This window comes from Neobacillus niacini, from assembly GCF_000759675.1.
Classification (GTDB): Bacteria; Bacillota; Bacilli; order Bacillales; family Cytobacillaceae; genus Neobacillus; species Neobacillus niacini_A.
The window spans coordinates 217,884-242,315 of the sequence record NZ_BAWM01000020.1; the positions used below are offsets into that span (position 1 = coordinate 217,884).

At 32.8% G+C, this 24,432-nt stretch carries 18 protein-coding genes; 3 read left to right on the plus strand and 15 right to left on the minus strand.

The annotated features are described in order from the left end of the window. Positions 1–4 precede the first annotated feature (4 nt). The 3 genes from TR08_RS11035 to TR08_RS11045 all read right to left on the minus strand — a co-directional run bounded on the left by TR08_RS11035 (position 5) and on the right by TR08_RS11045 (position 2,719). Positions 5–1,201 carry an O-antigen polymerase gene (locus TR08_RS11035; RefSeq protein WP_045518244.1) on the minus strand — a complete coding sequence of 399 codons (1,197 nt, stop codon included), beginning with the start codon at positions 1,199–1,201 and terminating at the stop codon, positions 5–7. 73 nt (positions 1,202–1,274) lie between these two features. Then, positions 1,275–1,892, minus strand: a complete 618-nt coding sequence (locus tag TR08_RS11040; protein WP_193747717.1) for a YveK family protein — start codon at positions 1,890–1,892, stop codon at positions 1,275–1,277. 41 nt (positions 1,893–1,933) lie between these two features. After that, on the minus strand, positions 1,934–2,719 hold the full coding sequence (locus TR08_RS11045; RefSeq protein ID WP_045518246.1) for a glycosyltransferase family 2 protein: 786 nt from the start codon (positions 2,717–2,719) through the stop codon (positions 1,934–1,936). Between the two features lie 234 nt (positions 2,720–2,953). Between TR08_RS11045 and TR08_RS11050 the strand changes: the two genes are divergently transcribed. Then, positions 2,954–3,943 (plus strand): LCP family glycopolymer transferase, encoded by a 990-nt coding sequence (locus TR08_RS11050; protein WP_045518247.1) that lies wholly within the window; start codon positions 2,954–2,956, stop codon positions 3,941–3,943. 60 nt (positions 3,944–4,003) lie between these two features. On the opposite strand, the gene TR08_RS11055 is transcribed toward TR08_RS11050, so the two are convergent. The 3 genes from TR08_RS11055 to TR08_RS11065 form a co-directional block, all read right to left on the minus strand. Further along, positions 4,004–4,396, minus strand: a complete 393-nt coding sequence (locus TR08_RS11055; RefSeq protein ID WP_045518249.1) for a GtrA family protein — start codon at positions 4,394–4,396, stop codon at positions 4,004–4,006. 13 nt (positions 4,397–4,409) lie between these two features. Then, positions 4,410–5,393 carry a glycosyltransferase family 2 protein gene (locus TR08_RS11060; protein ID WP_045518250.1) on the minus strand — a complete coding sequence of 328 codons (984 nt, stop codon included), beginning with the start codon at positions 5,391–5,393 and terminating at the stop codon, positions 4,410–4,412. 149 nt (positions 5,394–5,542) lie between these two features. Then, positions 5,543–6,937 carry a DUF6056 family protein gene (locus tag TR08_RS11065; RefSeq protein WP_202964965.1) on the minus strand — a complete coding sequence of 465 codons (1,395 nt, stop codon included), beginning with the start codon at positions 6,935–6,937 and terminating at the stop codon, positions 5,543–5,545. A 283-nt stretch (positions 6,938–7,220) separates the two neighbouring features. On the opposite strand from TR08_RS11065, the gene TR08_RS11070 reads away from it, so the two are divergent. Next, on the plus strand, positions 7,221–8,663 hold the full coding sequence (locus TR08_RS11070; protein ID WP_045518254.1) for an oligosaccharide flippase family protein: 1,443 nt from the start codon (positions 7,221–7,223) through the stop codon (positions 8,661–8,663). A 59-nt stretch (positions 8,664–8,722) separates the two neighbouring features. Here the strand turns inward: TR08_RS11070 and TR08_RS11075 are convergent, their stop codons facing one another. From TR08_RS11075 to TR08_RS30270, 6 genes are all read right to left on the minus strand, one after another. Beyond that, positions 8,723–9,910, minus strand: coding sequence for a glycosyltransferase family 4 protein (locus TR08_RS11075; protein ID WP_045518255.1), 1,188 nt, complete (start codon positions 9,908–9,910; stop codon positions 8,723–8,725). 53 nt (positions 9,911–9,963) lie between these two features. After that, a complete protein-coding gene (locus TR08_RS11080) occupies positions 9,964–11,325 on the minus strand; it encodes a sugar phosphate nucleotidyltransferase (protein WP_045518257.1) in 1,362 nt (453 codons plus the stop codon). A gap of 40 nt (positions 11,326–11,365) precedes the next feature. Next, positions 11,366–12,292, minus strand: a complete 927-nt coding sequence (locus tag TR08_RS30260; protein ID WP_052427417.1) for a glycosyltransferase — start codon at positions 12,290–12,292, stop codon at positions 11,366–11,368. Positions 12,293–12,622: 330 nt separating this feature from the next. Continuing rightward, positions 12,623–13,588 (minus strand): glycosyltransferase family 2 protein, encoded by a 966-nt coding sequence (locus TR08_RS11095; RefSeq protein ID WP_045518259.1) that lies wholly within the window; start codon positions 13,586–13,588, stop codon positions 12,623–12,625. Positions 13,589–13,882: 294 nt separating this feature from the next. After that, positions 13,883–16,459 carry an N-acetylmuramoyl-L-alanine amidase gene (locus TR08_RS30265; protein ID WP_052427418.1) on the minus strand — a complete coding sequence of 859 codons (2,577 nt, stop codon included), beginning with the start codon at positions 16,457–16,459 and terminating at the stop codon, positions 13,883–13,885. A gap of 198 nt (positions 16,460–16,657) precedes the next feature. Continuing rightward, the gene (locus TR08_RS30270; RefSeq protein WP_052427419.1) at positions 16,658–19,231 is read right to left on the minus strand and encodes an SH3 domain-containing protein; all 2,574 of its coding nucleotides are present in this window, start codon (positions 19,229–19,231) and stop codon (positions 16,658–16,660) included. Between the two features lie 651 nt (positions 19,232–19,882). Here TR08_RS30270 and tagU point away from each other — a divergent pair. After that, complete coding sequence (gene tagU, locus TR08_RS11115; protein WP_045518260.1) at positions 19,883–20,815, plus strand: polyisoprenyl-teichoic acid--peptidoglycan teichoic acid transferase TagU; 933 nt, start codon at positions 19,883–19,885, stop codon at positions 20,813–20,815. 576 nt (positions 20,816–21,391) lie between these two features. Here tagU and TR08_RS11120 read toward each other — a convergent pair. From TR08_RS11120 to TR08_RS11130, 3 genes are read right to left on the minus strand one after another with little or no spacing between them, the layout of a single operon-like run. Continuing rightward, complete coding sequence (locus tag TR08_RS11120) at positions 21,392–22,519, minus strand: DUF1972 domain-containing protein (protein WP_045518262.1); 1,128 nt, start codon at positions 22,517–22,519, stop codon at positions 21,392–21,394. A gap of 14 nt (positions 22,520–22,533) precedes the next feature. Continuing rightward, positions 22,534–23,733 (minus strand): glycosyltransferase family 4 protein, encoded by a 1,200-nt coding sequence (locus TR08_RS11125; RefSeq protein WP_045518263.1) that lies wholly within the window; start codon positions 23,731–23,733, stop codon positions 22,534–22,536. 31 nt (positions 23,734–23,764) lie between these two features. After that, positions 23,765–24,418, minus strand: a complete 654-nt coding sequence (locus TR08_RS11130; RefSeq protein ID WP_202964966.1) for an acyltransferase — start codon at positions 24,416–24,418, stop codon at positions 23,765–23,767. Positions 24,419–24,432 lie beyond the last annotated feature (14 nt).

Genomic DNA, 24,432 nt, shown 5'->3' on the forward strand with positions numbered 1-24,432 from the left:
AGGTCTATAATCCTTTCTTTCTTTTTCCTAAAAGGGTAAATAACAAAGGATATATTAATTGGAAACTTAAGCCTGTAAATGAGAACATATTCGTAAATGTGTTAAATAGGAACATTGTATTAATAATCGCTACACCAATGACAAAAAATTCACTGTTCAATTTTTTAAGTAAGAGCATGTAAAAAAAGGCAAAAGTGAAAATAAATAGTGTAAAAAGGCTTATGCCTACCCATCCTAGGATAACAAATGGCTGGGTAAAGGCGGTCGAAACATTTAATTCTTGCGTTATTTGTTTCCCACCAGGTATTTTTTCAAATTCATAAAGAGATACGATTCTTTTACTAATAAAATCTGGCAGCATCTGAGTGATCGTTAATTTGAGTGAGTCAGGTAAATTTATATCTTCTTCAAGCTCATATTCATTAATTGTTTTTTGTAAATTAGCTAAAGGTGAAGCAATATATATATATCCCCAAAAGTATTCTTTCGGAATAAGAGATTGTTTAAATTCTTCTGTTGCTCCCCCTATTTGCATAAATAGATTATTACTAAATAATGAGGTATTTGTTTGGTAACTGTTATTCACCCTCACATTCCCGGCTACTCCAAAAAGATATAGACCTAGAAGAACTATTGCCAATAAACCCGTAATTTTACGGAATGTTATTTGTCGTTGATATTTAATTAGATAGACAAACAAACAACTAATCAATATCATGACCAGCATACCCCTGTTCATGATTAATAAAGATGGAACGAGGGTTAATATGTAAAAGATAATTAAGTACTTTTTATTCCTTGTTTCAGAAAGAATCATTTGAAATAAATAAATGGAAAAGAAAGAATTAAAAGTAACTAAGAATACATGGAAAGTCGGTATACCAAATTCATGATAACTCAAAGGATTCTTCGTAAAGACAGCTAGAAGAGGAAAATTACGGTGGTAAATAAACTCAACTAGATAACCGAATAGAATTGCATAAGTAACCCATTCCACTTTATTAGTAAATTTAATTTTATTAAAAGTAATAATATTTCTTATATAAAAGGATCTGCCAATAATGACAGCAATAATTATGGAACTGATCAAAAAAACCAGCAAGGACAAACCTAATTCAGGAAATAATTTTGACCAACCGAAAAAGTAGGATACTAATACCCCTAAAAAAGACAGTGAGTAAATAAAATATGGATTAATCAACCTTTGAATACCCCCTTCCCTACTAGTTTCCGTATACACGGCAAATCTCACGATTTAGGTCTCCGATACTATATTAATTAGACACCTTTTTTCGCGTAGAGAAAAATCTTAGAATGTATGCTAATAATGATCCTAGAATGAATCCAATAATAACTCCCATTGCCATATTTGCATTAGATCTGTTATGAAGAATTTGGGTTTCTTGACCACTTTGCGCCTTTTCAAGGGTTTTTACCGTTTCAACATCTAAATAATTATTTATTTCTTGTTGATAAACATTAACAATGGAATTCGCAATATCAGTAGCTTGTTGGGCATTTGAATCACTTACCGTAACTCTAAGTAATTGCGAGCTATTTTCATTCGATACACTAACTTGAGCGGAAAGCTCTTTAACACTTTTTTCAAGATTTAGTTCCTTAATAACAGGTTCAAGAATGACAGGTGTGTTAAATAATGTTTGAGCTGTATTGAAAAAACGTCCACTATCTGGGCTTTGGTTAATTACTCCATTTGTTTCATTATTTTTTTGTTCTAAAATAATGAGTGAAGATGCTTCATACGTTGGAGCTGGTCCATTGGAAGAGAGTACCCTCCCTGCAATCCCTCCAAGAATCGTGATTAATAAGATTACCCAAAAGTATTTTTTTACAGTTTTTATTATTTCCTCTAGAAAAAATGACTCTTCCACAATTAAAACCTCCATTATCTTTTTATTAGTATTGATTACTTTTAAATTAACTTCCATCCCCACTTATTAAAAAATTCCGCCATAGATTTCAAGAAAATCTTAAACAACTTTGAATTCTTGTGAGCGCCTCTCTCATAATAATGGATGACACTTGAAAATGGTGTATAGACAATTCTTTTTCCGCGTTTCCCTAGTTCTAAACACAAATCATAATCTTCAAAATACATAAAGTATCTCTCATCAAAACCCTGAATTTGCTTAAAATCTGCTCCTCGTATTAACATAAAACATCCTGAACCAATTCTAATATCAACAAGCTGGTCTTCTGGAAGATTCCTGCATTCATATGTTGCAAGCCGCTTAGAAAACATTTTTTTCACAAATGAAAATGGTATAAATCGTAGGGCATAGTCAAAAACAGTTACACGATTCCTAATAAGGTGCTGCGTTGTCCCATCAGCATTTAGTATTTTTGGGACAATGAGTGAAATTGATTTATCTTTATCAAGATGTTCAATCATGGTTAGCAGGCTCTCTTTTTTCAATATTATATCCGGGTTAAACACCAAGAAATATTCTTCAGGTGAATTAAGTAAGTTATAATTATGTCCAAAGCCAAAACCCTCATTTTTATTGTGAAAAATAATATCTGCGAAGTTTTGATATTGACTCAATTTCTTTTTGTATTCTTCAGTAGAATTATTATCAAAAATAACAAAACGGAATCTATCGTCTTGGTTAAATTCCTCTTTCAAATTGCCCAAGACATTAAATATATGTTTACTATTGTACGTAACAATACTTATTGCGACTCTAGAGTTAATCATCTTTTTTCACACACGCTTTCTTTTCAAACTTTCACTCTGATTCTTAAACAAATTCCTTAAAAGAATCGAATTCTTTTTCCAACGAAAATTTATTATAGCATATATTGTCGTAATTTGTACCAATTGAGGGATAAACATATTGATAATATTCACTAACAATATTATAATTTTTACAAGATTGTCGATTAATAAACTAAACAATAATGATCAACTTCATTATAGAAGGGAAATTATATGAATTTACCTACAAAAAGAATTGAAAGGAAGAGGAAAAATAAAAGGAAAATACTCCGTTTTACCTTTTTAATACTATTCATTTTTACTCTTGGAACCGGTGTTTTTGCATACAATATGTTTAGTGATGTAACGAATGCAGTCGAAAAAATGCACCAGCCAATATCTAGAGAAGTATCAGAAAAAAGGGAAGAAGAGGTGGAATTTCACCGAAAAGACCCACTATCAATTCTTCTAGTCGGTGTTGATGAACGTGACGGTGACTCAGGAAGAACAGATTCTATGTTAGTTATTACAATTAATCCTGACCTAAAAACTACTAAACTACTAAGTATTCCACGTGACACACGAACGATGTTGATTGATCAAGAAAAACCCAAGAATAATTGGTTAGATAAAATAAACCATGCATATGCCTATGGTGGAATTGAAATGTCGATTAATACCGTTGAGCATTTTTTAAATATACCAATAGACTACTACACAGAAGTCAATATGCACGGGTTTAAAGAAATAGTAAATGCTGTTGGTGGTATTAGGGTCAATAACCAATATGAATTTGAATTAGATGGAGTTACATTAGAAGTTGGAGAACAACATTTAGACGGCAGAGAAGCATTATCATATGCTCGGATGAGAAAAGAAGATCCTCTTGGAGATTTCGGAAGACAGGAAAGACAACGTGAAGTAGTATCAAAAGTAATAAAAAAAGCCGCTACATTTTCCACATTAACAAACTATGAAGATCTCTTAACAGCTCTTGAAGATAATATTAAAACAAATCTAACCTTCGACGACATTATTGGCATTCAAGCGAAATATAAGTCCGCTGCCAATAATATAGAAAAAATGGAAATAGAAGGAGAAGGTCAAACCATTAAGGATGTATGGTATTTTATGGTTGAAGATGAAACACGCCAGACTATCTCTAACCAATTACGCGAGCATTTAGGATTGCCTGCAGACACAGTTGAAGAAATTGACCAGTAATAAAGATTCCTCCTGAATCGATACACTATGATTCAGGGGGTTTTTCTATTGACACAAGTGTTATCGGTTGTTAAATATAATTTGTTTACTAGCAACGTAATTGATAATAACCACGACTACATTTGAGATAACTTTGGAAAACAGGTCATCTGCCTCCAACCATTCCACTAGAAGTATCATTAAGGCTATGTCAATCCCGTAAGAAATGAGTCTAAAAAACAAAAAGGACATTAATTCTTTGATTAATAAAACAACGGTTAATTCTTTACTATTAAATACATAAAGCTTATTAGTAATAAAAGCAAAAAGAACAGATACAAGCCATGCTATGGTGGTTGCCAATTTATAGTCTATGTGAAGAGCTTTTGTTAAAAATCCGTATGTTACAATATTAATAAAAGTAGTGAGGACACCAAAAATAAGATAATTCACGATTTGCCTTTTGTCTTTCATATCAATCTCCTAGTTATCTTTCTAGATGAACAATATTTTTAGAGCTTTTCCTTGACACATTTTGAACTTTTTCGTTGTTATATTCATCTACAAAATAAAGCGGACGATTCTTAGTCTCGTTAAAAATTCTACCTAAATATTCCCCAATTATCCCTAAAGAAATTAATTGGATTCCACCTAAAAATAAAATAACAGTCATCAATGAAGGATATCCTGCAACGCTTTCCCCAAATAATAGTGTTTTAGCGATAATCCAGAGTATATAAACAAAGGCAAAAAAGGAAATGACACATCCAAACAGTGCTGAAATTCGCAATGGAGTCGTAGTAAACGAAGTAATCCCCTCAATAGCTAAATCAACTAATTTAATATAGTTCCATTTAGTCTCTCCTGCTGCACGCGGATCACGATCAAATAAAATCTCTTTTTTATTATAGCCAATCCAACTAAACATCCCCTTTGTATATCTTTGTGTTTCCCTAAGTTGTTTAAGGGCCTCTACACATCTTCGATCAAGCAGTCGAAAATCACCAGTATTTTTCTGAATGGGAATCTGAGTTAACTTTTGTAAAACTTTATAGAAAGTTGATGCGGTTGTTTTTTTTACCCACGATTCACCCGCCCTGGATTTTCTCTTTGCGAATACATCATCATAGCCCATTTCCCAGTACCTAATCATATCTGGTATTAATTCAGGCGGGTCTTGTAAATCAGCATCAATGATAATAACTGCGTCTCCTAATGCATAATCTAAACCCGCTATCATCGCAGTTTCTTTTCCGAAGTTCCTCGATAGATTTACATAAGAAATTTTTTTATCTTTTTCCCTTAATTTCTTTATCTGGTCCAAAGTGCCGTCCGTACTTCCATCATTACCAAATAATAGCTCAAAATCATAAAAAGGAATATTAAGGATAACCTTACTTAATCGATCATAAAGTTGTTGCAAGACATCTTCCTCGTTATATGCAGGTATCATAATGGTAATCTTTCTCATGTAGATGCCCCCTTCCCATTGCTGCTTCCAAAGCAAAGCAAAATCTAATCCTTTCAATATTTAGGCTAAATAATAGCTTTATAATAAATCCCATATTTAGAAAAAACTTTCTCATTCTTTACATCCAAAACGATTCCATTTCTATTCAATTAACCCAATAAATACAGCGTATTAAGAAATGATAATAATGCTAGAATACTTATTATACTTTTGGTAAATGTATCAAATTTACTTATTTCCGACTTGAATATGACCTGAAACAAAATTACCGAGCATATGATAAATGAAAAATACATAAATATAAAGGTTCTTTCCCCTGAAACCCAGATGGTTGGAGAAAATGCCATTATCATTCTAGACCCAAATCCTAGCATGATAATAAATATCGTTACAATAGCATACTTTTTATTTATAAATATAAAATAAAGTGAAATTAATATTGAGATGAACACCACAGCTAAAATAATATCTGGAATCCAAGTAATAATAGAAGCAAAATTTACTCTTGTTCCATATTGAGTCATAGAATTGTTAATCTTTTGAATTGCTGGAAAGGCTTCACTTAGTACGTTACTAAATAGGCCAAAAATAAGGCTAGAAGCTAAAGGAATGAATGCAATCCATTTATATAGTTTTTTCTTTTGGGTAACCATCATGCAAAGCAATAATAAAATACAAAATACAGTAAATATCACATTGGGTTTCATAACAAATTCAAACCAAGATGAAGAGAAACCCATTTCTATTTTTCTAATGAATGAAATATTGATATAATCCGGGAACCATGTCTGAATTTCACTATTTTTTCTTTTTACATTACCTGGCGTGCTTAAAATAAATATAATACTCATTAAACATATACTTGTTTGTAATATCATAAACATGTTTATTCTTTTATGTATTAATAAATATATTGTAAACGTAAAATATACAACAAATAGAATTGCACACATTTGTTCCTGGTTTGCAGCAAAAATCAACGCTGGGATATAGAATATAAACTCATACCAGGAAATTCTCTCATAAAAAAGAATTTTTTTAATTGGTACCATTGAAAACAAACCAAAAGCAAGCGGCCAAAGGTAATTTAAAGTAGTTGCTATCCACCCAGCAGAAGACATATGTATAAATGGATACATGAATAATATACCGATAATTAACCAATTAGTTATACTAGCATTATGGGACGGGAATAGTTTAGATATACTTAAAGCAATTAAAACTATAATTGCTGTATCAAGGACACGCCATATTGGTTCTAGGTGCACCATTATTATGAGTAGTGCTTCTATTATAATTCTTGAAGACCAACCATGATAACGATCAATTAATACTGAATTATCATCTTTCAGAGTTTGAAATAACGTGTCGTCTCCCCAGCCTAATTTAAAACAAGTATGAATGAGAAACATTCCAATGGTTAATATAACAAAAGGGAAATAGCGCCATTTTATTAGGTTTAGCAATTTGTTTTTTGAAAACTCCATTCCTATGATTTCTCCTTTGTAAATTTCCCCATAATAACCTTGTTCAAATACTCTCAAAGAGTTACTACCACTATTATCTACTTTCTTCTAATTAGGTCTGTTAATTTGTCCATTAAAGAAGTTGGCTGCCTCTTTAAATATGAAAGTATATATAATCATTTTCTTCCTATTATTACGACTCTTTTTCAATGTCCCCATTTCCTCTTTTTATACGTTTATTGTAATTTGAATTAAAGTCGATTATATTAAATAAGGGATTTATTTGAGGAATATATTTATCGGAGGACTTAATATTGCAAAACTCAATTAAGCAAATTATGAAAAGGGTATGAATTTATAGATGAAGAAACTAATTTCAAATTACTTATTTACAGTCATGTATCAGTTATTGCTGATCATTACACCATTTATTACCACACCATATATATCGAGAGTACTTAAACCTGAGGGAATTGGAATTGAAGCATATGTTACTTCCATTGTTCAACTCTTTATTGTCTTTATCACTTTAAGCTTTTCCTTATATGGTAGCAGGCAAATTGCGTCAAAGCAAAATCAAAAAGAAACATCAGAAGAGTTTTGGTCTATTTTCTTCTTTAAAATTCTCTCTTCGCTTATTGTTATCATTTTTTATTTCTTTTTTGTAAATGGAAGTTCAGAGTATAAAGTCCTTTATCTTATTAATATCATTACTTTGTTAGCTAATATTATAGACATATCTTGGTATTTTTTTGGTAAAGAGCAAATTAAAGCTATATCTATCCGCAATATATTAATAAAAATCATAGGCATAATTCTAATTTTTAGCTTTGTTAAGGATTATGACGACCTTGATTTATATGTGTTAATTAGTGCGGGCACTCTTTTTATCGGGCAGCTCATTATGTGGATTCCATTACTAAGAGAAGTTTCATTTGCTAAAATATCCTTTGAAAATATTTCTAGTCATTTCAAGCCTATTATGATACTATTTTTCCCACAGATTATGATTCAGATATACGTATTGGCGAACAAAATTATATTAGGAAATGAATCAGGGGAAGTTGAAGTTGGTTATTACAATCAGGCATATAAGATCATAACAATTGCGTTAGGGGTTATTTCATCACTCGGTTCTGTTATGCTTCCAAGAATGGCCGCAGAATTTACGCGCGGTAACAAAGCTGAAATGGAAAAATACGTAAACTTTGCATTACAATTAATTTTATTAATTACGTTACCTATGACACTTGGAATGATTGGCATCGCTCCAAACTTTGTAACATGGTTTTTAGGTAATGATTTTGAGCCAGTTACAAATTTATTAATAATAATGAGTCCTGTCATATTTTTTGTCGGGCTTGCAAATGTATTTGGTATCCAGATTTTAATAGGTACCAATCAGCAAAATAAATACTCTATTGCCGTTACAAGTGGGGCTATTCTAAGTCTCATTATAAACTACGTACTAATCAAACCTTTAGCTAGTACCGCAACTTCAATAGCATTACTAGTTGCTGAAGGTGTCGGTGCAATAATTCAAATTTATTTTGCAAAAAATTACTTTAATTTAAAGAAATTTTTCCAAATGTTTATTAAATATTTCATTTTAAGCGCCTTTGTCTATCTTTCCGTTATATTAGTAGGCAAATATCTGCCATTCAGTCCTTTATTAATAACCTTCATTCAATTATCAGCAGGAATGATTACTTACATTATAGGCCTAGTAATCATAAAAGAGCCTATAATTTTGAGATTATATGAAACTGTAAAGAACAAATTACGGATCGGTGAAAGGGGTTAGTCTAATTCCCTCCTTTCATAAAAAAACTCCTTACCTTTTTTTGGTAAGAAGTTTTTTTATTATTTGCTCGTTAAATAATTGTATTTATTAAGGGCTTTATTAATGGTTTTTGCCTGAAAGTCATATTTATCTAAGGCTAAATTTCTAGCTTTTTTACCAATGCTTTCTCGATAACTAGCATTTTTCATTAACTGAATGACTTCGGCTGCAATGTCATCTGGCTCTGCCGTCACCTTTGCAAAGAACTCCTCATTATTTTCATTGATGCCTTCCGCACCAATTTCAGTTGTTACAACGGGTAATCCGTAAGCAAGGGCTTGTACGATTTTAAATTTAACACCTGCACCTGAAAGGAGCGGAGCAATAAATACTGCTGCCTTTTTATAATAGACATCCAAATCCTCCACAAATCCTGTAATGACTATATCGTCACTATTCATTGTTTTTAACCATTCAGGAGGTTTCGAACCAGCAACGATAAATTTTGCATTCGGAATTTCAAGAAGAATTTTACTCCAAATTTCAGAGATAAACCACCGAACACCTTCATAATTTTCGGGACGGTCCATTGCACCTACAAATAAGCAATCGGTATTTTCTTTTACTGTTGCTGCTTCCTGTGGTAATTCTAATGCAGGTGAAAAGGTATCAATCGGACTTGTTACTCCCATTTTGACTAATATTTCTTTATCTTTCTCACTAAATGTATAGACTTGATCACATAAATTTAAATATTCTCTTTCCTTTTTTTCTACTCTCAAGGAACCTAGTTTGGCCATAATTTTTCTTTGCGATAATCCTTTTTCCTGTACAGTCCTTTTAACATACTGTGAATATACATCATGTTCTAAACAAATGACCGGTACATTTGACAGCTGTTTAATAATTTTTATTAATGGTAAGGTTGGAGAATATTGTAGATCGATTAAATCGAATTGATTTAAGTATTCCTCTGCTTGCAACTCATTCACTATTGTATAATCTAGCTGGTTTAAGGGATCATTAATGAGTTTAAATAATTTTAAAACCTTATATGCAATGGTTTTGTTCGGAATGGCTGCCAGGCGTAAATTTATCCATTCAGGAACCTTTGATAATGCCTCTTCGTTTTCTTTACTATTTGGTGCTAACATATGAATGGAGATTCCTCGTTTATGTAACTCATCTAAGTATTTATAAAGGAAATAACCCCCTGCATGGGGGATTCCTTCATATGGTACAAAAGGTGTAATATAAAGAACTTTCAAAGAATAACCTCCTGATCGTTTCCTACTAGAGGACTTTTGGAATTAACTCCTAATTATGTTTGTGAAATATGCTTTTCTGAAATTTGCTGCCAATCCACCGCTATTCTTTCGATTTCTTCATCAATTGGTCCAATTCCTGATTGCACTTCAATAATGTGTATCTGTGTAATAGCTTTTATGGAATGGAGATCATCTTCACTGATATGTAGTACATCTCCAGAAGTGACCTTTGTGAGACTCCCATTTAATAAAAATTCTCCTAGCCCGCTGATAACCGTCCATGTTTTCTTACTTTTATGATGTCTTTGATACGATAAATTACATTCACTATTGATGATAATCTTCCTCGTATATACTTCTAGTCCTTCTTCTGTTTTTGTGTAATCTAAAACAGTGGAAGAGCCCCATCTTCTTTCCTCATACATTGGCTGTTGGTCTTCAACATATTGTTTGATTTTTGGACTTTTCTCTTTTGTCGTTACCAAAACACCGTCTGGGCTTAACGCAACAACAGCATCCTTAACTCCTAATACTGTAACAGGAATATCTAATTCGTTAATAACCTGTGTATTAGAAGCACCTTCTGCAACAATCCCTTTTCCTATCATAGGTAATGTGATTTCTTCCATTAATGTATTCCAAGTCCCTAGGTCTTTCCAATTTCCATCATAAGGTATACAAACAATATTATTTGTTTCTTCCACCACTGCATAGTCAAAACTGATCTTTTCTAAATCAAAATAGGAGTGTAATAATTGTTCGTAATCTGTTGGTAACCCTTTTTGTTTAATTTTATTTATAATCGTATTTAGTTGGAAGCCAAAAACACCACTGTTCCATAAGGCATTTTCTTTTAAAAGTTGTTTTGCTTTTTCTTCATTTGGTTTTTCCATAAAATAATCCACAACTAGATAATCTTCTTTAGATTCGGCTGGAATAATATATCCATACTTTTCAGAAGGATAGGTTGGTCTAATACCGATAAGAGCCAAATCTGCATTTGATAATTTTAATACAGTTTCTAGGTCTCTTACAATTGAGAAAAACTCATCATCGACAAAAGGGTCAACCGGTAATGTTACAACGGTTTCATCTAATGGTACATTCTGAACAGAATACAAATAGGAAGCCGCTAGTGCAATCGCAGGAAATGTATCTCTTCGAGTCGGTTCTACAATAATATGAATGTTATTTCCTAATTGCGATTTCAAAATCTCGACTTGCGATTTGCTTGTAGCAATATAAATATCTTCTTCACTGACATGTTTTGTAATTTGTCTTTTAACTCTTTGTACCATAGATTCCAATGAACCATCTTTTGATGGTAATACTTTTAAAAATTGCTTTGAACGTGCGTCATTGGATAATGGCCATAATCGTTTACCGGATCCGCCGGATAATAGTATAAATTTCAAAGCGATAACCATCCTTTATAACTTATTTTTGATTTTACCATTAGACTGATTTTTTTAATTTTCTAATCAATGGCTCCCAAAGATAAAAATTTGCTTTTCGACCCATTTTTACTAAAAACAGCTTCATTGCACTATATTTCCGATATTTTTTAAAATAATATAAATCGGAATCTAAGTTTAAATTGAACTTTTTTCGATTCCCAAGGTCTTCTGTACTAAAACCGTGAACATGCTTAATCGAGGCTTCCGGATAATAGCCTGTTTTATAGCCTCTATCTAAGAATTTTTCAGATAAAATCAGCTCTTCTGCATACAAAAAGGTATTTTCATCAAAATACCCAACTTCATCCATTACATCCGTTTTGATTAGCATAAAGCAGCCCATTACACGATATGGAGACCGTTCATTTTTTACAGCTAACTGTTTAGAAATTTTATTAGACGATAATTTGTTGATAATAATAAATAAAGGCAAAAAGAATGGAACCCAAAATTGATCAAACAATGTAGGTTTATTATACGGACCTTGCAGTTCACCTTCTAATCCTACGATCTTTGGACCAATGAGTGCTAAACTATTGTCATTTTCCAATTGATGAATAAGCGATTCAATTAATGGTTTTTCAATAAAGATGTCATTATTTGATACTAATGAATATTCATATCCTAATTTTTTTGCTAACTTTAGTCCAAAATTGTTCCCTTTAGCGTAGCCATAATTTTCATTTACGGCAATCATATATTTCGTATGATTTGTATTATAATGAGATAAACTTTCGTCTAACACAATAAAATCATTGTTCTTGGAGTAATCTATCAGTATGTTACGTTCTGAATCATTTGAGTTATTGTCTACGATGATATAACAAATATTTATATTTTTTTCAACTTCTAATAAGTTGTTGATTAAAGCTATGGTTTGTTCTGCTCTATTCCAATTTAAAATAATGACTGCTACTTTTTTCAACATACTCTCCCCTATTGATAAAATAACTTTTATATTGCTCATGGACTTATTTGTTATTGTAACCTAGTCATGTTTAGCCAATACAGTCGGAAACTCACTAGTTATTCTAGATAATTTATGTATCTTTTTCTATCATTCAAAAATTTGCTCATAATATATGTTTCCTTGTAAATACTATCATTTCTAATAGACAAAAACCAACATTTTTCTACCTTCTTAACGAATCTGTAAAATAAAAAAGTACCATCATCCGATGCACGGTATACTTCCTCCTCTATGAACCAAAAAACCCTTTTTTCTAAAAAGGGTTTTAAGATTGAGAAATGATTATTATTGTTTTGCAAAATTTAAAAGAAATTTTGATAAATTCCCTCCAGAAGCCCCTAATATAATTTCAAAAATGATCAAAACTGGATCTTTCCGTACTTGTTTTAACATTCCAAATAAAGTCGATAAGCTTAGGTTAGATAGATAATCTTTTCTTATGGAAATAAATTCATGATAATTATTAATATCTATTTGAAGATCTTTTGGAAAGTCTCGAGTTATAAGATGGTCAACTTTTTTTGCTTCCATTAATACCCTTTTTTCCAAATAATCTGTTTTGCTTGCAATCCCCTCAAGAACTTTGGCCCCTATTTGGTTATTAGAATGAATTCGATACTGAACTAAAGGTCTATTAATGTATGATATTTTCCCTTTGCATGACGCAAACAAAGCAAGCCAATGATCATGTACATATACATTGCTTGTAGGAAACGGCAAAGCCTCCTTTGCAATCTTCCCATCAACAAGCATTGTACACCCCGTTATACTATTCATTCTAAGAAAAAACGGAAATAAATTTTCACCATGTTTATGTTGTAACCGTTTGGATAGACTTTTAAAGCTGTCTGCAATTTTGTTCCCCTGCTCATCAATAATTGACAAATCAGAATATGAAATAACTGCATTTTCCACATTTATTTGCTCTAATAGAACGGATAATTTATCCTTTTCCCATATATCGTCCTGATCACAATATGCTAAATAATCTCCATTAGCCAATTTTGTCAATTCTTCAAATGTTTTGTTACTACCCATGTTTTTAGGATTTCTTTTAAATACGTAAGGAAAGTTAGTAACATTTTCCTCAATGAGATTAGTTATTGTTTCTGAATTAATTCCGTTAGAACAATCATCAATTATTAACAATTCCAAATTTCCGTAGTCCTGATTATCAAGACTTTTTAATTGCTCAATAAAAAAAGGGATGTTTGGATTGTATACTGCCATCAATATTGAAATTTTTTTCATTTGTTGTCTCCTGTAATAAAATTGTAATAATAAAATTCATTGGTAATAAAGATAATTATATTAATGAATTTCATAGTTTAAGGATTCCAAGAAATTTTTACAGCGTTATTATTTCATAGGTGAAGCAATTATTCAAGCTATTGCAATGTTATCACTAATTGACACATTAAATGAAAAAAATTTTAAAATCAAATATATAAAAAGAACTAGAAATCTACTAATGATTTCTAGTCCTATAATTTAATTTATTTTAGCTATTCTTCCCTATTTGTATCCAAAAAAGCATAAAATAAATTAATAAATTGTAAAGTACTCATGAATTCCGTCAGCAATTGCTTTTGCTAGTTGATTTTGATAAGAATCTGTAAATAGCTTTTGACGGTCGCTAGCGTTGTTAATAAAGCCCATTTCTAGTAAAGTTGCTGGCATAGCTGCTTCACGTAAAACTGCTAATGTTTCACCATGAGTTCCACGATCATACGCACCTGTATAGCTAATCATATTTTCTTGAATAAAGCTTGTAAGTGTCACACTCTTTAAGATTCTTTCTGGATTATTATGCATCTCTTCATTGATTTTCGAAGGGTACAATGGATCATATTCATAGAAATAAGACTCAATACCAGTAGCAGTTGTTGTTCCTGCTCCTGTAGAGTTAGTATGAATACTTACGAGAATATCTGCAGCTAAATTATTGGCCATTTGAGGACGATCTATCAATCCTAAATAGGTATCGTTAGTGCGTGACATATAAACTTGATAGCCACGATTTGATAATAATGATTCAACTTTTTTGGCAACAGCTAAATTCAAATCAGCTTCATGGTAAATTCCAGATACTGCCCCCGGATCCTTTCCACCATGTCCTGGGTCTAAAAATACGGTCACTGGTTTCTTAAATGCCGCACTTGCACTAACTGGTGCACCTTGACCTTTCGGAACTAACTTGATTTCAATAGCCTCAATTCGTTTGGAATGTCCTTCTGAGCCTGCCTTCATTCCATCTTTTGCCCATCCTAACCAACCAAAATCTTGAATATGAACACGATAATAAACATCATAATGTTCGGCCATTTTTCCAGTTAAGTTCATTTGTATAGCTTCAGCTTGTTTATTTTTCCCGGTTGTCCCACTAGTTTCTCCATCAGAAACAACATCTAACCAACCATAGTCTTGAACATGTGTCTGGTATGAAATTCCACCTGTAAATGGTGCATTTTTTAAAGAAATTTGTATTGCTTCCACATGTAAGGATTGACCTTGGGTTCCGCTCATTTCCCCATTTGCTACGGAATTCATCCAACCATAATTTTCAACATGTGTTGAATAAACTACAGATGGTTTCGTTGTAAGAAAGGGTGTATCTGTTGATCCAGGGGGTTGACTACCTTTTGAAACTAATCTAACCTCAATTGCTTCCAATTGTTTGGATAGGCTCTCTGTACCTGCTGATTCACCATTTTTTGCCCAACCTAGCCAACCAATTGTTGCGGAGTGAACTCGATAATATACATCATAATATTCTGCTATTTGACCAGTTAAGTTCAACTGAATCGCTTCAACTTGTTTATTTTCCCCTGTTGTTCCGCTCACTTCTCCATTAGAAACACTAGGTAACCAACCATCGTTTTGAACATGTGTCTTATATGAAATCCCTCCTGTTAAGGAAGTATTTCCTAATGCGATCTTTATGGCTTCTAAGCGTAGTCCTTGACCTTCGGTTCCGCTCATTTCCCCGTTTGTTACAGAATTTAACCAACCGTGATTCTCAACATATGTTGAATAAACTATAGATGGTTCCGTTGTAAGAAAGGGTGTATCTGTTGATCCAGGAGGTTGACTACCTTTTGAAACTAATCTAACTTCAATTGCCTCCAATTGTTTGGATAGGCCCTCTGTACCTGCTGATTCACCATTTTTTGCCCAACCTAGCCAACCAAAAGTTTCGGAGTGAACTCGATAATAAACATCGTACTGGTTAGCCATTTCTCCTGTTAATTTCATTTGAATAGCTTCGGCTTGTTTTATTTGCCCAGTTGTCCCACTAATTTGACCATCAGACACATTATCCATCCAACCTAATTCTTGGACATGTGTCTTGTATGAAATACCACCTGAAACTGGAGCATTTTTCAACCAAATCCGGACTGCCTCTACGTGTAATGCATTTCCAACCGTTCCACTTAATGCCCCATCAGATACTTCCTGTAACCAACCAATATTTTGGACGTGAGTCGTATAATAAATGGAGGGAGGTGGAGCGGACACTTGTGCAGATGTTGTCACCCGTGCAGATGTAGACTCTTGTAATATACTATTTTTTTCTAATGGTAAATTCGCTTGTTCTATACTAGTACTTAGAAGTTCCACATCTCCAGATTTAATAATACCTTCTCGATTTCCTACTGTAATAGAATAATATTCATTATCCATTTTCGTTATCGAGTAATGTACTTCTGGAGCAATTTTTAGGATAGGAGTTGTAAAAGTACTATCCGCATACACTTCTGTTGGATTGTGAGTAAAAAATTTCTCCGAGGTAACTCCTGTTTCAGTTCCAACTACAGTAAATGTAATGTTTTCAGGAGCGACAATTTTTGTCGATTTCTCTTGAATATAGACCAAATTTCCATCCCACTGAAAGTATACTTTGCCATCCTGAATTGTTTCGACACTTAATTGAGTAGCAGGATTTATTTCTCCGACTATTTTTTGATCTTTATCGAATATGTCCGCCCTTTCAATTAATTCGACATATTCAGCATGAATGACATCAGAACTATTCTCCTGCGCGAATGCTAGATTAGGAGAATAAAGTGATGACATTACTAGACAAAAAATAATAAAAACTATGAACTTTTTTATAAACACAACAAGATTTCCCCTCCTTCTCAAATATTATATAATTTTTTTGTATATTTTTGGCTAGTAATCTAAAAAAATTGTTGAAAAATGTTAATAATAATAATAAAAACTATTAGTTTTATACAAAATGAGATTTATGTATAACGAAAACTGCCCTCAAAAGTCTTTTACTTTTGAGGGCAGCCCATTTCAAAATCTATTATTTTATTTATATTTCGGTATTTCTAAGTAAACAGTATACGGTTGTATTTTGTATACTTCATACATAGTGTTAACTTGTTTAAATGCCCAGCCAATATCAGTTGCATATTGATGTCCAGCAAAACGCTTAGTTGCCATTACTTCTGGGTTCCAACGCATTTCATAGATTGTATTTTGGACCACTTTATAGCCGTTATTGCCGTTTGTATAACCATCATCAATATAGGCAGCACCACCTACGATTGCATCGTATGGAGTAAACCAACCTTTTTCATAAGCAGTTTTAGCTCCGCATTCATCCGGACATTGATCAAAAGCTCCTACACCATACATGTTATAAACAGTTCTACCATTATAAGTTATTCCTTTTGCAAGGGTGGAAGTACCCTGTCCTGTTTCCAATAATGTGTGAGCCATTAAATATACTTCATTTATTCCATATTTATTTCCTGCATCGATGAATGCTTGTCCCTGTCCAACTAATATACCTTTACCTACAAGGAATTGATTCAAAGCTTCTTTTGAAACTCCACTTGTTTTAGTCAGGTCCATGAATTGAAATTTTTGCTTCTCATCATTAATAAATTTAGTCGGGTCCAAATAAGATAGGACATCTGAGGAGGTTGCATTACGCCAATCACCAATGCTTACGCGATACCAACCACTAGTATCTTCTTCTAAAATCGTTAATAGGGTATCTTTCATGACTGTAGCGTAAATTTGACTGCCTGCATTCTTTTCTGCCCTGATATTAAGGTAATCGACATTTGCTTGACCCACTCTCAAATTAGCGGTGGCAAGAGAACTATGCACGTATAAAATATTTCCTTTGTATTCAATTTTATACCATTTTGTACTACCTGAAACATTTTCCCCTGAAACATTATTATCCAATACTTTAAATAATGTTCCTTTTCCAACGTTAACCTGGAGAGTACCACTTGTACTTGGTGAAGTTCTAAGGTTTACACTGCTTCCAGTAATCGAACCACCATTAAATACAGTAATGAATTGATAGCTTACATAAGCCGGAGCATTTCTATATTTATCAGTTTGTGGAGTGACCTTCATTTGCATATTTAATGCATCATTTAACGTGATGTTATAGTAATTTGTTAAATCAGCCTGAATAAATGGTTTTGTTAGCGGTCCCGGTGCGGCTCCACCTTTTGTCACTAGAACAATCTCTATTGCTTCCAATCGCTTTGAAAGTCCTTCTGTACCTGCAGATTCCCCATTTTTAGCCCAGTCTAGCCAACCAAATTCTTCTGCGTGGACACGGTAATAAATATCGTAATATTGCCCCATTTCACCAGTCAAATTTATTTGGATAGCTTCTAAACGTTTACTTTCACCAGATGTTCCAGATAATGCCCCATCCGAGACATTATTTACCCAGCCATAATCTTGAACGTGTGTCTTGTAAGAAACACCCCCAGAATAAGGAGAATTTTTCAATGCGATCTTTATGGCTTCCATTCGTTTTGCTTGGCCTTCTGTTCCTGACATTTGACCATTAGATACGCCTGCCAACCAACCGTAATCTTGAACATGGGTAGAATAGTCAACAGATGGATCAATAATTAATGGGTTATTTGTAGAACCTGGTGCAGCTCCACCTTTTTCCACTAAAACAATCTCTATTGCTTCCAACCGTTTTGCAAGCCCTTGTGTACCAGCAGAATTCCCATTTTTAGCCCAATCTAGCCAGCCATATTCTTCTGCGTGTACTCGATAATAAATATCATAATGTTGTTCCATTTCACCAGTTAAATTTATTTGGATAGCCTCTAAACGTTTAAGTTCACCAGATGTTCCTGAAACTGCTCCATTTGATACGTTATTTAACCACCCATAATCCTGAACATGGGTCTTGTAGGTAATATCTCCCGGATAGGGAGCATTATCTAATGAAATCTTTATGGCTTCCATTCGTTTTGCTTGACCTTCTGTACCGGACATTTCTCCATTCGATACACCCTCTAACCATCCATAATCTTGGACATGAGTTGTGTATTTAACAGAAGGGGTATCTATTTGCACAGACTCTAAAGGATCTCCGTTAGAGTTTTCCTCGCTACCAATCAAATTGTCTTTAGAAGAAATGACTTCTCCAGAAGAATCTATCTCAGTCCCACTTTTTTCTTCAGTAATTTGCTCCATAGTCTCTTTAGGATCTACTTTTTCAACTAGGTATGAGTCAGACTCAGCTAATTTAATTTGTATACTTTCTTTTTCCGATACAGAAAATACATTTAGTTCATTGTTAGCATCAATCTTGATGTCATCTATTTGAATTGAAGAATCATTTTGGATTTCAATTTTACCATTTACAGATGACTTTGAATCGTCTGTCCATCCAGTTAATATCAATTTTACTTTTTCATTAACTACTATTGTATGTTTTCCACCATTATAGTAAATAATATAATAACCAGAATTTTCTCCAATATCCCCTATTGCCGAACTATCTATAGTATAGGAATTAACTCCATCTGCTGCGTATGCAATACTTCGATCTGAAAGAATGGTAGAACCGACAAAAAGCATACCTATTAAAACTATTTTCCCCCGCATGTATCATACTCCCATATTAGTTTATAGTATACAAAAACTCTTATTATGACTTAAAACGACAATCTTCATATATTAAGACTATTAGACTAGCGTAAAAAAAAACATGCTAAAATCAATGACTCTAGCACTATACGAAGTATAATAACATGGTTAGACATTCTTTTGTAATAAAATAACAATATTTGTAATTAGTAGTTTTCACCAGTTAACATAGTTGACAATAATTTGTATTTTCTAAAAATTTTATACAAACCTTTTACTTTCATGAACACAATAATAAATATCATTTATTACAATAAAGCTCACAATTTTTCACAAAAAATAAATAACTCCCTTGATGGACTGAAGATCTAATGACAAAAAAATGTAGATTTCTACATTTTAATGTCAAAATTTGCCGATAATGGTAAAATAGAGGTTAATAACAAAGAATTTTGTTAAGACCAATATTTTTGAAATAGTAACCTATATTTTTCTTTTTGGGGAAATAAAATGCTTCTTATCATATTTAATAGGACATGATATTATAGTATAGTTATGGACATTGAGGAAAAATAAAAAGTGCTGTAACATTTTTTGTCGAAACACGTCTATATATCGATCGGCATTTATTACTTTATTATAGTTATTCTTAAGGAGGAAATTTCTAATATGGCTTCAAGAGCAAATAAGAAAAAGAAAAAACGCAAATGGTTACGAGTCTTAATGTTTACCTTTGCTTTATTGATACTTGGGGTAGGTGCTTATGCATACTCAGTTTATAACTCCCTAACAACGGCAGTGGATACTATGCACTCACCACTTGAAAGGGAGAAGTCAGAAAAGAGAACAGAAGATATTTCACTCACAAAAGCTGAGCCATTTTCAGTGGCATTGTTGGGTGTCGATCAAAGACCCGGAGATAAAGGACGGTCCGATACAATGATCGTACTTGCTGTTAACCCGAATACAAACTCTGTTAAAATGTTAAGTATTCCTCGAGATACCAGGACAGAAATTGTTGGTAAAGGAACAGTTGATAAAATAAACCACGCCTATGCATTTGGAGGAGTGGAAATGTCCCTAGCTACCATTGAAAACCTTTTAGATATTCCGATTGATTACTATGTTCAAATTAACATGGAAGGTTTTAAAGATATTGTTGATTCAGTAGGTGGCGTAACAGTACAAAATGATTTAGACTTCACCTATGAAGGTACACACTTCTCTAAAGGAGAATTACTATTAAATGGGGAAAAGGCATTGAAGTATTCAAGGATGCGCTATGAAGACCCAAGAGGTGACTTTGGCAGACAGCAGCGCCAACGCCAGATTATTCAAGCTGTTATTAATGAGGGAGCAAGCTTAAGTTCTTTGACTAACTACGGTGACATATTCGCAGCTTTAGGTAACAATGTAAAAACAAACTTAACCTTTAATGAAATGGTAACGATACAGAGCAAATATAGAAATGCTAGCAAATCAATTGAGCAGATTCAAGTAAATGCTCAAGGTACTATGATAAGTGGGGTTTCATATCAGGTAATATCTGAAGAAGAGAAGGCAAAGATACAGCAAGCCCTAAAGGACCAATTAGAAATATAATTTTAAGGGCTGTAAAGTAATCTTTACAGCCCTTAAATATTATATTTAGTTATACACGAAATTATAAATTAACTGCTGCCAATGCATTTATTAGAACATTGGCTGTCTAATTATATCTCTTTGAAATGCTTTCAGAAATTTGATTATACTTTTTTTAGATTGCTTCCCTATCTATTTCGGAAGAATATTTCCTCAGTATATATTGTTTAAGAGCAATACTCATGCGATAACCCGCCATAAAAAAGCTAATGCAAAGCCAATAAATCCATCTTTGTAGCCTTTATGTTTTATGTATAGATAGTGAAATTCTTTAAAAACACAATAAATTATTCTTGATGTAGAAGGCTGGTCATTATTTTAAAATATAATTTAGCTTCTATGATCCCGAGAGATCCCAGATTTTCCTCATACCCAATAATTCCCAAAAAATTTTATCCCATACTGATCTTATAACATCTCTAAAGAACCGTCTTGACTGTTATTATCGGCAACTAAAATTTCTTATTAATACCAATAATTTATCATTATTTCTTTAAATAAGTACAAACCTATTCCTGTAACAAAGTAAATCAGGAACTATTTATTATAAGCAGCCAGATTTTCGTTAGATAAATTCATATAACTTTTTGCAACTTCGTCCCAATTATAATGTTCGTAAACTCTTTCTTTCATCATTTGACCCATATCAGGTTGATCAATTATCTTATTAAAATCCTCTTTTAAACTTTCTACTCTAAAATATGTGCCAGTATCCCCTAAAACCTCACGGCTAAATGGACCTTCAATGGCCATAACTCTTTTACAGCTAGCCATTGCTTCTAAAAGTGCAGGATTGGTACCACCCACGGAATTACCATGTACATAACAGAAACAATTTTCTCGAAGAGCAGTTAAGGTATCTTTATCATAAATAGCATTTAATACTTGAATTCCTTTAGAATTGCCCATCTCTTTAATTTGCAAAGCATAAGGTGTCTCATCCTTATACCCTACTAAAACAAATTCAAAACCTTGTTCTGCCAGACCAGATTGATGAAAGCCATTAAGTATTGCTAACGGTAAATTGTCGGGTTCGAAACGAGTAATTTGAAGAAAATATTTTTTGGAATATAGATTATGCTTTTTCAGAATGTCCTCCGTTTTTACATCACTCAATTTATTAATAGTTGGAGCACCATAAGGAATAAAGCTTGTTTTTTTAAAAAACGTTTTTCGGTAATAATTTTGAATTGACACTGAGTCAGAAATGAGATTTCTACACAATAAACTAATTAAAAAGGAAGAGATAAAATAATATGCTTTGAAAGGGAGTGACCACTTTTCCCTTCTCCATTCAAGTCCATCTGTATTAATTGACATTGGGAGAAAAGAAAATAATGTTAAGAAAATCCCTGGAAAATTTGCGTTATTAAACCAAAAAATATAATCATACTTTTTTCTATTCTTTAAGATAATACTCGCTGTTTGGATGGAAGAAACAAATGTATCCAGCTTCCTTATCTCGCTGCCTTTAACATATACTAATTTCCTACCTTCATATGAATCGAGTTGTTCTTTTGTCCCTGAAAGCCTTGTAAATACTTCACACTCATATCCCTGGTCTACAAACCGTTTAGATATTTCGTCGACCGCAGTTTCAAAACCTCCATAATTTGCAGGAAGTCCTCTTGTGCCGCAAAAGGCAATAGTTTTTTTCTGTTCCATTTGACTCTCCTAAACTAAATAATGTTATCTTCTCTTTTTATTATCGTTCTATATAGTTGAGAAAATTCTTCAAAGAATCTCCTTTTGGAAAAATACTGCACAGCCCTTTTTCTCCCATTGTCCCCCATCCTCTTAACTTCCATGGGGTTCCTTAAAAGATATGTAATTTTATTCGCTAAATCTTCTTTATCATTTACCTTAATAAGAAAACCTGTTTCTTCATTTTTCACCATCTCGACAGCACCACCGTGTCCATTTGCAATTACAGGGACACCGGTGGCCATCGCCTCTAACACAACGGTTGGCAGGGGATCAGGTTCTATGGATGGGAGAATAAATACATCAAAATATCGATGTACATTTTCAGGATCAGGTTGAAAATCAAGTACGGTGACTCTTTTTTCTAGACCTTTTAGTTTGATTTCCTCTAACAGTTTTTCTTTATAGAATGTTTCATTTTCAAACACTCCACCAACAAATAAACAGTGGCTGTCTTCAACTTGATTGAGAACTTCTTCTGTAGCTTCTAAAAGAAATAATTGGCCTTTCCATCTATTAATCCTGCCAATCATTCCAAATATTTTAATATTGCTATCTAAACCTAACTTTGTTTGACCGATGTTTTGTTGCTCACTTGGTGAAAATTTATTTGTGTCAATACCGTTATAAATAACATCAGTTTTTGCTGATAATTTTGGTTGTCCATTTGCAAAATGTTTTTTTACTGCTTCTGAAACTGTTACAATCTTATCACTATATAGGGATGCCAAATTACCTAATAGTTTATTTAGAAAAGCAGGTTTAATAATAATTTCATGTACATGCCAAACATGTGGAATTTTTGCCTGCTTTGCTGCAAATAATCCAGGCAGGACAGCCAATGTGTTGGAATGTATCAAATTAATATTTTTAGCTTTTATGATTTGTTTTATCTTTTTGATGTAAACAATTAATTGAGAAAAATAGGAGTAAATACCTGGTACCGTAAAATATTTCCTACGCAAGACAGGGAAGGGTAAAACTTGAACTTCAATTCCTAATTTCTCAAACTCAGCTACAAGCGGTCCTTCGTTAGGAAGGATGACTAGCGGTTTCCAATTATGTTCATTCATACCATTTACCAGTTCTAAAAGAATCCTATCGGCACCATATAATTCTGCGCCAGCATGAATGTATAAAAGATTGTTGTTATTACTATTTAAATTATGTTGCATGATATTATCCTTTCTAAGAAAGGGACAGCTTTTAACTATCCATACGGTTTTTTATTATTCTTGCCGGTACTCCACCAACAATTGAGTATGCCGGGATATCCTTTGTAACAACGGCTCCTGCTGCTATAATACTGCCTTTTCCTATTGTTACTCCATCTAGTACCGTAGATTGAGTACCTATCCAGCAATCATCTTCAATCTTAATCCCTTTTCTATTTACACCCTGTTCCTTCATTGGAATATTTGGATCTGCAAAGTTATGGTTCTCTGCGATTAAATTTACAGAAGGTCCGATCATAACATTCTTTCCAATGTCAATAAAACCAGCACAGCCGATATAGTTCATTGCTCCAATACTTGAACCGTCACCTATTTTTAAACCTTCTCCGAATTCACCTAAGTAATAACCGGAGGGGCGGATCATAGCTCCCCTTCCTATTGTTACACTGTTTCCAATTTCAATTCCTTTTAAGGATTTCCCTTGTAATTCAGAGTTATCTTCTATTTTAAAATTTTTTCCAATTTTTATATAACGAGGATTTCTTATATCTACATTTTTCCCAATTAACATAATTCGTGTTGTTGAATGTACAAAAAAAGATAAAATAAAACCTCTAATTAGTTTCATAAAGGTGGTTAGTGTGTCCATTCTCTTAATAATTTGTATGATCTTTTTTATTTTCAATTTCGGTTTTACCC

Excerpts from the sequence above, each read along its gene's own strand:
- TR08_RS11045 (WP_045518246.1), bottom strand. The coding sequence starts at position 2,719 with ATGATTAACTCTAGAGTCGCAATAAGTATTGTTACGTACAATAGTAAA.
- TR08_RS11050 (WP_045518247.1), top strand. The coding sequence starts at position 2,954 with ATGAATTTACCTACAAAAAGAATTGAAAGGAAGAGGAAAAATAAAAGG.
- TR08_RS11055 (WP_045518249.1), bottom strand. The coding sequence starts at position 4,396 with ATGAAAGACAAAAGGCAAATCGTGAATTATCTTATTTTTGGTGTCCTC.
- TR08_RS11060 (WP_045518250.1), bottom strand. The coding sequence starts at position 5,393 with ATGAGAAAGATTACCATTATGATACCTGCATATAACGAGGAAGATGTC.
- TR08_RS11070 (WP_045518254.1), top strand. The coding sequence starts at position 7,221 with ATGAAGAAACTAATTTCAAATTACTTATTTACAGTCATGTATCAGTTA.
- TR08_RS11095 (WP_045518259.1), bottom strand. The coding sequence starts at position 13,588 with ATGAAAAAAATTTCAATATTGATGGCAGTATACAATCCAAACATCCCT.
- TR08_RS30270 (WP_052427419.1), bottom strand. The coding sequence starts at position 19,231 with ATGCGGGGGAAAATAGTTTTAATAGGTATGCTTTTTGTCGGTTCTACC.
- tagU (WP_045518260.1), top strand. The coding sequence starts at position 19,883 with ATGGCTTCAAGAGCAAATAAGAAAAAGAAAAAACGCAAATGGTTACGA.
- TR08_RS11120 (WP_045518262.1), bottom strand. The coding sequence starts at position 22,519 with ATGGAACAGAAAAAAACTATTGCCTTTTGCGGCACAAGAGGACTTCCT.
- TR08_RS11125 (WP_045518263.1), bottom strand. The coding sequence starts at position 23,733 with ATGCAACATAATTTAAATAGTAATAACAACAATCTTTTATACATTCAT.